Source organism: Tundrisphaera lichenicola (assembly GCF_051175385.1).
GTDB lineage: Bacteria > Planctomycetota > Planctomycetia > Isosphaerales > Isosphaeraceae > Tundrisphaera > Tundrisphaera lichenicola.
In genome coordinates, this window is sequence record NZ_CP195106.1 from 6,105,289 (window position 1) to 6,117,868 (window position 12,580).

General features: G+C 67.0%; 11 protein-coding genes. 3 read left to right on the forward strand and 8 right to left on the reverse strand.

Annotated elements, in window-relative coordinates; all coding sequences use genetic code 11:
• Nucleotides 1-56: 56 nt before the first annotated feature.
• The 5 genes from P12x_RS24035 to P12x_RS24055 all read right to left on the reverse strand — a co-directional run bounded on the left by P12x_RS24035 (nt 57) and on the right by P12x_RS24055 (nt 4,736).
• Nucleotides 57-431, reverse strand: coding sequence for a VanZ family protein (locus tag P12x_RS24035; protein ID WP_435007527.1), 375 nt, complete (start codon nt 429-431; stop codon nt 57-59).
• Between the two features lie 70 nt (nt 432-501).
• Entirely contained in the window at nt 502-975 is a 474-nt protein-coding gene (locus P12x_RS24040) for a tRNA (cytidine(34)-2'-O)-methyltransferase (protein WP_435007529.1), read from the reverse strand.
• A 6-nt stretch (nt 976-981) separates the two neighbouring features.
• Entirely contained in the window at nt 982-1,431 is a 450-nt protein-coding gene (locus P12x_RS24045) for an ACT domain-containing protein (RefSeq protein ID WP_435007531.1), read from the reverse strand.
• A gap of 186 nt (nt 1,432-1,617) precedes the next feature.
• The gene (locus P12x_RS24050; protein WP_435007533.1) at nt 1,618-3,939 is read right to left on the reverse strand and encodes a hypothetical protein; all 2,322 of its coding nucleotides are present in this window, start codon (nt 3,937-3,939) and stop codon (nt 1,618-1,620) included.
• 344 nt (nt 3,940-4,283) lie between these two features.
• Nucleotides 4,284-4,736 carry a hypothetical protein gene (locus tag P12x_RS24055; RefSeq protein WP_435007535.1) on the reverse strand — a complete coding sequence of 151 codons (453 nt, stop codon included), beginning with the start codon at nt 4,734-4,736 and terminating at the stop codon, nt 4,284-4,286.
• A gap of 306 nt (nt 4,737-5,042) precedes the next feature.
• Here P12x_RS24055 and P12x_RS24060 point away from each other — a divergent pair, with 306 nt between their 5' ends.
• The 3 genes from P12x_RS24060 to P12x_RS24070 all read left to right on the forward strand — a co-directional run bounded on the left by P12x_RS24060 (nt 5,043) and on the right by P12x_RS24070 (nt 8,459).
• Entirely contained in the window at nt 5,043-5,321 is a 279-nt protein-coding gene (locus P12x_RS24060; protein WP_435007537.1) for a hypothetical protein, read from the forward strand.
• Nucleotides 5,322-5,515: 194 nt separating this feature from the next.
• Nucleotides 5,516-6,655: a ribosome small subunit-dependent GTPase A gene (gene rsgA / locus P12x_RS24065; protein WP_435007539.1), complete on the forward strand. Its 1,140-nt coding sequence runs from the start codon at nt 5,516-5,518 to the stop codon at nt 6,653-6,655.
• A 778-nt stretch (nt 6,656-7,433) separates the two neighbouring features.
• On the forward strand, nt 7,434-8,459 hold the full coding sequence (locus tag P12x_RS24070) for a sugar phosphate isomerase/epimerase family protein (RefSeq protein WP_435007541.1): 1,026 nt from the start codon (nt 7,434-7,436) through the stop codon (nt 8,457-8,459).
• A 7-nt stretch (nt 8,460-8,466) separates the two neighbouring features.
• Here the strand turns inward: P12x_RS24070 and recN are convergent, their stop codons facing one another.
• The 3 genes from recN to P12x_RS24085 are packed head-to-tail and all read right to left on the reverse strand — an operon-like array spanning nt 8,467 to nt 12,534.
• Nucleotides 8,467-10,161 (reverse strand): DNA repair protein RecN, encoded by a 1,695-nt coding sequence (gene recN / locus P12x_RS24075; RefSeq protein WP_435007543.1) that lies wholly within the window; start codon nt 10,159-10,161, stop codon nt 8,467-8,469.
• A 50-nt stretch (nt 10,162-10,211) separates the two neighbouring features.
• Nucleotides 10,212-10,979 (reverse strand): alpha/beta hydrolase, encoded by a 768-nt coding sequence (locus tag P12x_RS24080; RefSeq protein WP_435007545.1) that lies wholly within the window; start codon nt 10,977-10,979, stop codon nt 10,212-10,214.
• Nucleotides 10,980-10,989: 10 nt separating this feature from the next.
• Nucleotides 10,990-12,534: a class I SAM-dependent methyltransferase gene (locus tag P12x_RS24085; RefSeq protein WP_435007547.1), complete on the reverse strand. Its 1,545-nt coding sequence runs from the start codon at nt 12,532-12,534 to the stop codon at nt 10,990-10,992.
• Nucleotides 12,535-12,580 lie beyond the last annotated feature (46 nt).

Sequence of the window (12,580 nt, forward strand, 5' to 3'; positions counted from 1 at the left end):
ATCGATCGAGGCGGTCGAGGCCATCTCGGGGACGGCGCCGGCGGGTGGAGGCACGCTCAGGCTTCAGGCCCCGAGAATCGCCCGAGGAATCGGTAAGCCAGGACTCCCAGGCCCACCCCCAGCGTGTCGGCCACGCCATCCATCAGGTTCGCGTCGCGATCGACGATGGGCAACTCCTGCCCCATCTCGCTGATGATCGCCATCGCTACCCCCGCAGCGAGGACCCAGACCACCCGACGTGGCGATCGGGCCGCGGTCATCCAGAGGAACGCGAAGACCGCGAAGATGCCCAGGTGGACAAGCTTGTCGAAATGCGGGATGACGAACGAACGATTCGTCGATTCCTCGACCGGCATCAGCGAGCGAGGGAACCAGCAGAGCCCCAGGATCACCAACGTCCACGAACCGGCCAGGAACGAGCGGAATGTCATGATCTCGGACTCTCTCCGGACTCCGATCATCGCGATGGTGGCGCGTCCTGGTTATACCCGGGCGCGACCCTCATGACAAATCGACCTGCCGGGACGCTTCGAACAGCCCGACGGCCACCGCGTTGGAGAGGTTCAGGCTCCGGGCCTCGGGCCGGATCGGAATCCGGACGGATCGCCCGGCCTGCGATTCGAGCCAGGTGGTCGAGAGGCCCCGACTCTCCGGGCCGAACACCAGCCCGTCGCCAGGCCGGTAGGAGACCTCTGTGTAGGTCCGGTCGGCTCTCGTGCTGAACGACCAGAGTCGGTCCGGACCGAGGGCGTCGACGACCTCGTCGAGGTGGTCGACGACCCTCCAATCCAGGTGATCCCAGTAGTCGAGCCCGGCCCGTCGGATCTTCCGGTCATCGACCAGGAAGCCGAGGGGGCGGACCAGCCAGAGCACGGCCCCGACCGCCACGCAGGTCCGACCGACCGCCCCGACGTTGGGGGCGATCTCGGGCTCGACGAGGATCACATGAAGACGGCCGGCGTCGGGGGTTACCATCGAATCTCAACGCGAGTGAAGCGGTCGGCGCTGAGGAGAATTCCCCGAGCCGGTACCGGCCGAATCAACCAGGAGCTGCATCGCTCGCTTCGGGTTCGACGTGTGGAAGATCCCCAGCGAACGGCCGGGGGTGTGCGAGGCCGCAGAATAGGCGTATTCGACGTTGATGTGCTCCTCGGCGAGCCTCTCCAGGAAACGGGCCAGGGCCCCCGGCCGATTCTCCATCTCCGCCGCCAGGACCTCGCTGCCCGAATACTCGGTGCCGAGCGAGGTGAGCACCTTGCGGGTTGTATCGCCCTGGTCGGTCACGAATCGGAGGACGCTCCGACCGTTGGCATCCATCACCGAGAGCGCCCGGAGGTCCACCTTCTCGTGGGCCAGGGCGGAACAGATCTTGGCCAGGCGGCCAGGCTTGTTCTCGAGGTACGCGGTGATCTCATGGACGAATTCCATCATGCAGCCTCCCATCGGCAAGGCGTGGTTGGTTCATGGACGCCGGTCAGGCGGTCCGGGGACCGGCGGTCCCCGAGGGCGCGTCGACGGCAGGGTCACCCCATCTCGGCGTTCCGAAGGCCAGGGTTGCTTCTTCGATCGGACACCGGGAGGCCGCAGACTCGCGGCCTCCCGCCGATTCTTCGGTCATCAACGGCCACCCGGTCGCCCGGGTCGCCCGCGTCCCGGCTCCTGCCCGTTGTACCCGGGCGGAGGCGAGAGATTCGGGGCTCCGGGAGCGACGCCGGGCGGCAAGGCGGACGCCGGTCCCGTTCCGGCCCTCGACGCTCCGAGGGCTCCCGAAAGAGCCGCCGACCGGGACGGATCGTCCAGCTTGGGGAAGGCCTCGCGGACGACGATCCGGAGCCCTTCGTCCGACACATCCACCGATGTGACGGAGGGGAACAGGAACCCCCGGATCGCATCGGCCGAGGGTAGCACGGCCGCGTCGATCTTCAGCGCGATCGTCGAAAGGGCGGGGGGAGAGTTCGGGTTGGAGGTCCCGGGAGCGCCCGGATTCCCTCCCGAATTACCCGGGGGTCCGCCCGGACCAGCCCCCGGATAACCACCCGGAGGACCTCCCGGTCCGGCTCCGGGAAATCCGCCCGGAGGCGCGCCCGGTCCGGCTCCGGGAAATCCACCCGGAGGGGCTCCCGGCCTGCCCCTGGCCATGTTCGCTTCGCCGGGCGGCGGCGAGGCGCCGGGGGTCGCCGGAGTGGCGGGATTCGCACCGGCCGCCGAGGCCTGGGCCCGGATGATCGCCGTGTTGATGGCCACCTGAAGCTTGGCCGGCAGGGCGGCCAGGACCTCGGGAGTTGTGTCCCGGGGATCATCCACGCTGAGATATTTCAACTTCTCGGGAAGACCCTGGAAGGCCCCGGCGAGTTCGGTCGGCACGATCCACGAGCCCTTCGAATCGAGGGCCTGTTTGGCCAGATCGGGCGAGACGGCGATTGCCACGTGCTTCGGGCCGACCACGATCGTCGGGCGCAACGAGGAGGGGACCAGGTTCGACATCTCCGACGGGAAGTTCAAGCGGTAGGCCTTGCTGCTCCCGGAGAGCAGTTGGAACTCGAAGGCCGAGCGGCCGACCGGCCGATTCCGACCGGGACGGCCGGGCTCCGGGGCCTCTTCCTCCGGCCGATTTGCCGCCAGAGCCTTGAACTCCAGGTTCGCGTAGACCATCAGTTCATCGAGGACCTTGCCGAAGGCCACCGGATCATCGATATCCATGACCATGGCCAGCTTGGGAATCTGCGCGATCCCCGCGCCGGCGAGGATCGCCCCGACCGGCCCCGGGGGCATCTGCGAGCCCGAAGACCCGGGCTTCTCGGGCAGGATGTACCAGGCGACCTTCGGCCCGAGATGCGAGAGGATGTCCTGGCGAAGATCGAGCTTCGTCTTGGTCTTGATGGTCTCGACGATTTGATTGACCCGATCCTCGGCATCGGGCTTGATCGACTTGGCCACCCCGATGAGCTGGTCCATCGTGGACTTCAGGTCCATGGAAAGGACCGTGAACCCATTCGCCGACTCCGGCAGGGGAGGGAGCGATTTCTGATCGAAGGTCGGACCGTCGAACAATGCGAGGAGTCCCTTGCGAGGACTCGGGGCCGCGATTCGCGTGACGCTTCGCAGGGCCTCGTCCTGGAACCCCCATCGGACGTCGATCTGCTTCACCGTGGAGAGGCCCAGGCTCACGGGGATCCTGTCGTCCCGGAGGAACCCCGCGTCGAGGAAGGCCAGGCAGGTCCGGGTGAATCCAGCCTCGTCCTTGACCAGTTCGGCGCGGGTCGGATTTTCCGTGACGTTGGGACGCTTGCCATCGATCGTCTCCAGGATGACGTCCGCCGCTTCCGGGGCGTTCCCAAGGACCACAATCAGGTCCTCCTTCCGGGTGTCATCGACCCACCAGAGTAGGGGCTTTCCCGCCCGACTCGTGCCCGAGATGATCTTGTGTCCCACCCGGACGACCGACTGAGGCTTGGAGTTCGGGGGGTACATTCCGATCAAGGTCCGGGCGAAGGCGGGCCGGACATCCTTGTTCTTGTAGGCGTCCCGGAAGACCAGGACCGTCCTGAAATCCGCGCCGGTCTTGGCATCTCCGACAAGCCCGAGGACGAAACCCGACCGGGCCACATGCTTCAGGATCGAGACGACCTCGGCGGGCTCCACGGGTTTCCCGGGGATCTTTTCCAGGAGCTGGCCGAGGAGATCCTCCAGCATGGCGCCGGTTGTCGTGTTGTTGAGAATCTTGTAGGCGGCGGTCTGCTTCCAGGCGTCGGCGTGGGCGTCGAGGCCATCGAACTCCACGTAGGCTAGCAGATCGTCCTTGGGAACATATCGGGCCAGCGACGAGGCCTCGCCGACGGGAGCCTGGCCCCAGGCCGAGGCAGTCGAGATCGAGAGGGCGAAGGTCAACCCGAGGGCCGCTCTCCAGGCCAGTCGGGGTCGAGGATTGCGTCGTCGCACGGGCGCTGTCCTTTCGCGAGGTTCGCGAGACGAAGTCGATTCGGGCGGAGGCCTTGGGTCGGGCGTTCGGGAAGGACCCCGCCACGCCGGGAGGTTCGATTTCGGGCCAGCCCTCTCTTCGCATCCTAAGTCGGGTCCACCGGCTCGGCAACATCCTCCCCGGGTATTTCCGAGAAGCCGGCCGGGTCTTGCCGAAGGATCCTGCGATCTCGCCGACCCTCGCCCTCTCCCGGGAGCGGGAGCCGGAACGGTCCGGGACACCTGGAATGGCGCTCGGACCCGCCCGGGATCGCGGAACTCGCCGCTCCCCGGATCAGGACAGGGTCCGAACTCGACCGCCACCCTCAGCGGATAGGATCCGGCAAATCGCGCACGCGTTCCCCCAACTCCGCGCGGAGTTCGGCCAGCGTGCAGTCCCACTGCTGGGCAAGCCCGGGCGAATCCCGGAGAATCTCCAGGGCGCAGAGGGCTCTCAGATCGATCAGGCCGCGGAACGGCCCCGCCTCGGCTTCTCCGATCGATTCTCCCGGAGGCGTCAGTAGCCAGCCGGTCCGCCGGTATCGTTCCAGGAGACCTCGGCGTTCCAGGCGGATCGCGGCCCGAGAGATCGCGGCGCGGGCCACCCGGACGTTCGGGGTGTTCAGGGCGCTTCGCTTGCCGCCCGCCGGGTAGTGGTAGATGGCCCAGAGGCCCAGTCGGTTCAGGAAATGAACGCGCATCTCGGCCACGGACCAATCTCGCTGGACTTCCTGAGCGACGTAGGCCACTCCGAGAATCTCCCGCTGGAGACGGCTCAACCCCTTCCCCATCACTTCCTCACGAGCAAAGACCCTCCCGGACTCGGGCACATCGTAGCAAGAACGCCTCAAGGGACCAGGAAATCCAACAGCGAATGGCCCGGACTGTGGCCCCGACGCCCCAACGTTAACCGTTACCAGGCCGACAGATCGATTCTGGCTCCCGGATCGATGGACGACCGAGGGGTCTTCGTTCAAGATGATCCCCGGGGCGCAGGTAGCCCGGCCATCGATGTTCAGCGGGTCGTCCGGCCAACGACCCTGAGGCCAATATGGCCTCGGGAATTTCATCCAAGGATAGTCCAAATGACGGTCGATGATCTCGAACCCTGCACTTCTTCGGTACTCCTGAGCATCTTGAGGCCCGGCCCCGAGGAAACGGAGGTTGAATTCGACGACTTCGTCACGAAGATCCGCGTCCGACTGGCCCCGGCGGATGAGGAATCGGGCGCGGTCGTCGGTCTGCGAATGACGACCCTGGGAGGGACACGCTCGGTCCTGGTGATGCTGACTCCGACCGCCGCGGCCGATCTGGCCAGCCGGATCTCGAGCGTCGTCCTCGAAGCTGACCTGGGCTGTTCCTGAAGTCCGGCCGGTCCAGGCCCGGGGGATTCCCGGGTAATCCGCCGACGGTCTACCCGGTCGTCCCGATATCAAGCGGGGTCGACCATCCCACTCCCGCCCCGATCGTCGGGCTCTTGAATTGACAGGCGAGTCGGGTCCCCCCTAGCCTGAAGAGGAGAAGAGTCCCAGTCGATCGATCGGTCCGGGGGTGTCTCGTGGCGAAGAAGAAGAAGGTCCGGGTGGCGTTCAATAAGAACCGCCAGAAACGGACCCGGGCCAACGATATGACCCGAGGATATGGCGAGGCCGACTCCGCCGCCAACGAGCAAGCCTCCAGCGAGCGCGTCCGCGCCAAGGGGGATCTCTCCCGACACCGGACGATCATGCAGGAGGTGACCCAGGGAGAGGACGGGGTCGACCTCGCCCCTCGGCTGGCCGTCGACCTCTCGACCTGCCAGGTCGGGCGGGTCGTCCGGGTCCACGGTTTGGTCTCGGTCGTCCAGGCCGAGGACGGTCACGAGGTCCGTTGCAACGTCCGGAGAATCCTCAAGACGATGGCGATCGACGGCCGGAACGTCGTGGCCGTCGGCGACCGGGTCTGGTTCCGCCCGGTGAACAACGAGGGGATGATCGAGAATGTCGAGCCTCGAACCGGGACGATCACCCGGGGCTACCGGAGGCGCGAGCACGTCATCGTCTCCAACGTCGACCAGCTCCTGATCGTCTCGGCGCTGGCCGAGCCCGGCCTGAAGCTCCCGCTGATCGACCGCTACCTGATCTCGGCCGAGAAGGGGGGCGTCCGGCCGATCATCGTCCTGAACAAGGCCGACCTCGTGGACGTCGCCCCTTACCAGTGGGTGATCGGGCTCTACACGCAGCTGGGATACGAGACCATCGCGACCTCGGCCGCCGACGGCCGGGGGATCGCCCGGCTCCGCGAGCTTCTCTCGCAGGGGGCCACCGCCTTCTCGGGCCAGAGCGGGGTCGGCAAGAGCTCGCTACTGAACGCGATCCAGCCGGGGCTGAATCTCCGGGTCCGCGAGGTCTCCGACTGGACCGCCAAGGGCAAGCATACCACCACCGCCGCCGAGCTGATCCGGCTCGAATCGGGGGGCTATGTGGTGGACACTCCGGGCCTCCGCCAGTTCGAACTCTGGGACGTCGAGCCCGGGGAGATCGAGGGACACTTCGTCGAATTCCGACCCTATATCCCGAAATGCAAGTTTCCCGACTGCTCGCACATCCACGAATCCGAGTGCGCCGTGAGGGACGCCGTCTACTGGGGCCAGATCCACTCCGGGCGCTATGAGAGCTACATCAAGCTCTACGAAGGGCAACCGTTCGAAGGGATCTGAGGAAATCCGATCCTTCTCGCCCCATGTGTTCTGCTTATCTTGGAAAGGTCTTCCAGGCCGAATTAAACCCAAGCTGAAATCAAAAAAATCCCCAATCTCGACAGATCTGGGATCAGATCAGGGATTGAGGGGGGAATGAAAACGGTGACGACCGGCCAGGGCCACGCGAGCCCCGGCCGGTCGTCACCGATAAAGCTCGGCCGAAGAGCCGAGCCGGTTTTTTCGACGAACCGGCCAGACCCGACTCGCGAACGCCTCGGCCTCCTGCCAAGACGGACTCACGAGCCGCGCGGCCGCTCGCCGGGGGACGGTGGCGCAGGTAGTGCGACCACGCCCCCTCCTCATGATGAATCGAACCGGGCCCGCACATCCTTGGCAGCCTTGGGTCGAAACATCTTTTTCTTCATCTATAATCAGAAAGACACGAGTCGACGTGTCCGTGAAACGGCAAGGCGAGAAGGGTTGAAGTCGATCAGGGTCGGTTCGAGAGGGAGGCTTGCGGCCGACTATCGTCGGTGTCGCGTCCCTTGAACGAGCGTCAAAATACGCTCCGTCGCGGGTCGAGTCAACCCACCCTCGCGACTTTTTCCCCCGGGGGAAGCTCGAGCCGATCGGGAGTCGAGCGACAACCGGCCCGCGGGAGACTCATCCGAACCGGCATGCTCCCCCGGGGTCGACCGGCTTGCGAGACATCTCCGGGCCTGCGATCTTTAGGGAGAGTCGGCCCCTCTCGGGTCGGAAGCCCGGCCACGGAATCCCGATTTGGAGGCACTCGATCATGCGGATCGGATTCGACGCCTATACCATCAAGGGACGGGGCCTACCTTACGAAGCGATCCTCGAATTCGCCCGAAAGCGTCGGATCGAGGGGGTACAATTCCTCGACCCCACCTCCATCGTCCCGGATCTCGATCCGACCCGACTCGCCGAGGCCCGAGCGACGGCCGAGAATCTCGGGGTGGTCCTGGAGATCGGAATCCCCTCGCCCAACCCGGCTCGTCGGTCCCGCGAGAAGGCCGAGGAGGTCAGTTCGACCGAGGTCGTTCGCGACTTAACCAGGCACATTGAGGCCGCCTCGCTCCTCGGCTGCCGCCATGTCCGCGCCTACCTTGGCGACCGCCACGACCGATTCCGTGCGGACATGCACTGGGAAGCCCAGATCGACGAGTCGCGGGGCGTCCTGAGGCGACTGGAGCCCCTCCTGCGTGACCTGGGTGTCGCCGTTGCCCTGGAAACCCACGCCGACGCCACGGCCATCGAACTCGAACGACTCCTCGACGAATTCGCGCCCGAGGTCCTGGGGATCACCCTGGACACCGGCAACCTGCCGATGCGCCTGGACGACCCGATCGCGACGACCGAACGCCTCGCCTCGCGCGTCCTGGCGACCCACGTCAAGGACGCGGTCCTGGCCTTCACCCCGCGTGGGCTCTGCTGGCAGGCTCGGCCGGTGGGCTCGGGCATCCTGCCGATGCCCGACCTCCTGGCGATCCTCCACCGGGCCAACCCCGGGCTCCTGCTCTCGATCGAGCTGCACCCGAGGACCTATGACCTGCCGATTTATGATCCGTCCTGGCTCTCGCACTTCCCCGACCTGACCCCCGAATCGCTGGCCGCGATCGTCCGCCTGGCCGCGTCGTGCGAGCGTCGATACGCCGAGGGCTCGCTCGCACGACCCGAGATCGTCGAGGCGATCCCCTGGCACGACCGCGACCTCGACTGGCTGGCCAGCTCGCTCGGCTATCTCCGCGCGATCGTCTCGATGCTCGGGAGGGTCGACGACCTGGCTCGCTCGGCCCACTGAGTCGCGATCAGGGCTGTCGGGCCTCCTGGAGCATGGCCAGGGCCTCCCTCCGGGTCCCCTCGGCGGCCGAGTCGCCCCGGAGCATGGCGGCGATCTCTTCGACCCGCTGGGCGTCGTCGAGCGGCGTGATCGTGGTCCGGGTCCGGCCCCGTTCGGTCTGCTTGCGTATGATCCACTGGTGAGCGGCGTGGCTGGCCATCTGCGGGAGATGCGTCACGCAGATCACCTGATGATGACGGGCCAGCTCGGAGAGCTTCTTCCCGAGCGTCGACCCGAGCCGCCCGCCGACCCCGGTGTCGATCTCGTCGAAGACCAGGGTCGGGACCCGGTCCGCCTCGGCCAGCGCCGTCTTGACGGCGAGCATGACGCGCGAGAGCTCGCCGCCCGAGGCGATCTTGCGGAGCGGTCGGGCTTCCTCGCCGGGATTGGGGGCGAACAGCCACTCGACCCGGTCGGCCCCGGCTTCCGGGCCCGGGGCGGCCGTGGGGTCGTCCCCGAGCGGGTCCGAGACCACCCGGATCTCCAGCCGTGCCCCACCCAGCCCGAGCGCCTTGAGCTGCGATTGAACCGCCTTGGCGAAGGCCCGGCACGCCTTCCGTCGCGAGGTACTGACCAGCTCGGCGGAATCACGGACCTCGACCCAGGCCCGGGCCAACGGGGCGTCGAGGGCCTGGAGATCGGCATCATCCCCGTCGATGGCGAGGAGTCGCCGCTCCACCTCCGCCCGACGCTCGGCCAGGTCGTCGGGCTCGCATCGGAACCGGGCGGACAGCCGTCGATAGAGGGCCAGCCGGGACTCGACCTCTTCGAGCCGGGACGGGTCCCCCTCCCACCCCTGGCCGAACCGGCGAAGGGCATAGGCGACCTCGCGAGCCTCGTCGGCCAGGCGGGCGAGATCGGCGGCGGCGTCGGCGAACTCGGGGACCGAATCGGCCAGCGGGGAGAGCTTGCGAGCCGCCTTCTCCAGGAGTCCCTGGGCCGATCGGTCGGAGTCGTAAAGGAGCGAAAAACCATCCAACGCCGCCGATCGGATCGACTCGGCATTGCCCAGGCGATGAGCCTCGCGGGTCAGGTCGTCGGCCTCACCGGGGCGGGGGTCGGCCGAGGCCAGCTCGTCGCGTTCGAAGCTCAGTAATGCCCGCTCACGCTCGCGGTTCTGGGAGTCGCGGAGCAAGATCGCTCGGCGGGAGAGGAGCGAGGCGTGGGCCTCCCGTCGCGTCCGATAGACTTCGAGCCTCGGCTCGACCTCGCCGAAGGAGTCGAGGAGCTTCCGCTGGCGGTCGGGGTCGAGAAGGGCCCGGCTCTCATGCTGACCGTGCACGTCGATCAGCCGTTCGCCCAGCTCGCGGAGCGTGCTCACGGCCACGGGGAGCCCATTGGCGTGCGAGACCGATCGTCCCTGAACGGAGATCCGGCGGGTCAGGATCAGGGTTTCTTCTTCGATCGGACCGCCAAGGATGGCTTCGAGATCGGCCCGAAGCCGAGGGTCATCGACCTCGAAGACCGCGGCGGCCCGGGCCTCCTCCTTACCCGCCCGGACCAGCTCGGCCGAGGCCTTGGACCCCAGCACGAGCCCGAGGGCCGTCAGCAGGAGGCTCTTGCCGGCGCCGGTCTCTCCGGTCCAGGCGCAGTAGCCGGGGCGGAGGTCGACGCGGGCATCTTCGATCAGGGCGAGATTCTGGACCGAGAGTTCGCGGAGCACGGCTCGATATCCTCCGGGCCGGGCGTGTCAGCCCCAGGGCAGGCGTCGGGTCACTTCGCCGAGTCGCCGCCCAACTTTAGGTTCTTGACGTGGAAGGCGAGGGCCTGCCGAACATGTTCGTCCCAGTAAGCCCAGTTGTGGCTTCCCGGGAACTCCTGATACTCGTGGGGGACCTTCATGGCGTCGAGGTGAGCATGGAAGGCCCGATTCTGGTCGAGCAGGAAGTCTTCGGTCCCGCAGTCGATCCGCATGGCGGGGATCCGGCCGTGGTCGATCTTCTCGATGATCGCGAAGGGATCCTCGGGGCCGCCTTCCGGACTTTCTCCGAAGATCCTGGAGAACTCGGGGCTCAGCTCCTTCGCCTTCGCGGGATCGGTCCGGAGGAAACCGAGGGCCCCGGAGTGAGAGTTGATGCTGGCGAACATCTCGTGGTGCTTCAGCCCGAGCTTGACCGCCCCGTAGCCGCCCATCGAGAGGCCCCCGATCGCCCGGCCCTCTCGTTCGGCCTTGACCGGGAAGGTCCGATCGACGAGCCCGACCACGTCCTTGATGAAGTCGTCCTCGTAGGCGTATCCTTCGGCGGCATTGGTGTACCACCCGCGACCGCCGTCGGGCATTACGACGACCAGCGGAAGCCCTTCGACATATCGGTCGATGCTCGTCCGACGCTCCCAGATCGTGTGGTCGTCCGAGAGCCCGTGCAGGAGGTAGAAGACCGACCACGGGCGAGGGACGTTCGGGTCGTCGGGAAACACGACGTTGAACGATGAGGCCTTGACCAGGGAGCGGCTGAAGTAGTTGATGGTGGCGAATGCCATCGACGGTCCTTTACAGGTCGGGGAGAGGTTCGAATTCCGGGACCGGGGCAAGGCTCCGGCCGGTCCAGTCCGATTCCCAATCAGCTTGCCAGAACCCGGCGTGGCCGTCACGACCCAGGATCGCCTTGAGGTCGACGCGCTGGAGAACGGCCTTGGTGATCGGTCGCTTCGCGTCCCGGAAGGTCAGGGCGCGGATCAGATCCTGGGCCACCGCCCCATTGAGGGCTTCGACGAGGATCGAGGCCTGATCCCTGGACCGGCACGGGAGGAAATAGCACGTGTCGTCCAGCATCGTGGGGCATCCCTCGATCGACTCGACCAGGCGGAATCGCGCATCCTTGTGGAGCCCGGAGACGGCGACCTTGAACGGGGCGAACGAGTAGTCGCCCACGCCGAAGATCGAGAACGGGGGGCGTCCCCGATAGATCGCCGACTTCCTCCGATCGAACGCATCCCGGTGCCTGGCCAGGTACGCCCAGAGTCGGGGGGCCGTGCGGGCCAGGTCGAGGGTGTTGTCGGCGAGGGTCCGCTGGGTGATCAGGACCGATCGACGAGGCCGGGGCCGCTTTGGCCCGGCGAGGTCCGTCCCCTTGAGGAGCGGGAAGACGCGATCGGGCTCGACCTCCACCAACTCGCCGAACTTGTTCCGCGACTGCCCATCGTCCCCGAGGATCAGCTCCATCACCCCCGCGGCGTCGTGCTTGATCCCCTGGCGCCAGGTGAGGGGGGAGGTGCCTTCGGCGAAGCTCGATCGCCGGTGGGCCGCCAGATCCGCGATCATCCGACCCCCCTCGAAGCCGAGCGACGACTCGGGCTCGGCGGCGGACAGGTCGGGATAGACCTCGGCCTCGACCGCCCGGGGGCCGGGACCGATTTCGAGCCGGAGCAGGCAGGCCTCGACCGAGGCCCGGAACCATCGCTGGGCATCGACCCGCCAGAGAGTCGCCCGGGTCACCGGGAGCCCATCCGTCCCCACGAGTCGGAGCACCGCACGAGCCACGGCCCGCTTGCAGAGCAGCGCGATCGTCGGACGCTCCGGGGCCAGTTCACGAATCAACTTGATCCAGATCGCCTCGGATATGTCGAAATTCGAGGGGCCGGTGAGCGCCTCGATCCCCCGGACCTTCCGGGAGTTCGAGCGGTCCGGGCCGTTCGATCCCCCCGAGGCCCCGACCGCCGCCGTCGTGACCCAGGGGAGATTGCCGACCACCAGCAAAGGGCCATCTCCCTCCCAGCCGATATCCCGCGCGAGATCGAGCCGGAACAGGTCCGCCGTCAGGATCAACGGCCGAAGGCCCCGACCCTCGATGGACCGGGCGGCCTCGGCATGGTCGGGCTGGATCTCGATCCCCCGGACCTCGCGGGGTGGCCGGCGTTGTTCGAGGATCCCTCGGAGGAAATGCCCTCGCCCGCAGGTTGGTTCCAGGACCCGATCGAACCGCCCGCCGATCGGCCCGATCGCACCGAGAACTTCGCTCACCAGACCCGGAGGGGTCGGGAAGTCGCCAAGCTCCCTGGGCTTCGCCCGTCGTTCCGGATCGGAGGGGCCAGTCATGGATTCCTCGGGACGTCGTGCGGAGCCTTACAGAAGATCGGACATC

Coding starts and splice junctions, on each gene's coding strand:
- P12x_RS24035 (WP_435007527.1), bottom strand. CDS start 431: ATGACATTCCGCTCGTTCCTGGCCGGTTCGTGGACGTTGGTGATCCTG.
- P12x_RS24040 (WP_435007529.1), bottom strand. CDS start 975: ATGGTAACCCCCGACGCCGGCCGTCTTCATGTGATCCTCGTCGAGCCC.
- P12x_RS24045 (WP_435007531.1), bottom strand. CDS start 1,431: ATGATGGAATTCGTCCATGAGATCACCGCGTACCTCGAGAACAAGCCT.
- P12x_RS24060 (WP_435007537.1), top strand. CDS start 5,043: ATGACGGTCGATGATCTCGAACCCTGCACTTCTTCGGTACTCCTGAGC.
- P12x_RS24070 (WP_435007541.1), top strand. CDS start 7,434: ATGCGGATCGGATTCGACGCCTATACCATCAAGGGACGGGGCCTACCT.
- P12x_RS24080 (WP_435007545.1), bottom strand. CDS start 10,979: ATGGCATTCGCCACCATCAACTACTTCAGCCGCTCCCTGGTCAAGGCC.
- P12x_RS24085 (WP_435007547.1), bottom strand. CDS start 12,534: ATGACTGGCCCCTCCGATCCGGAACGACGGGCGAAGCCCAGGGAGCTT.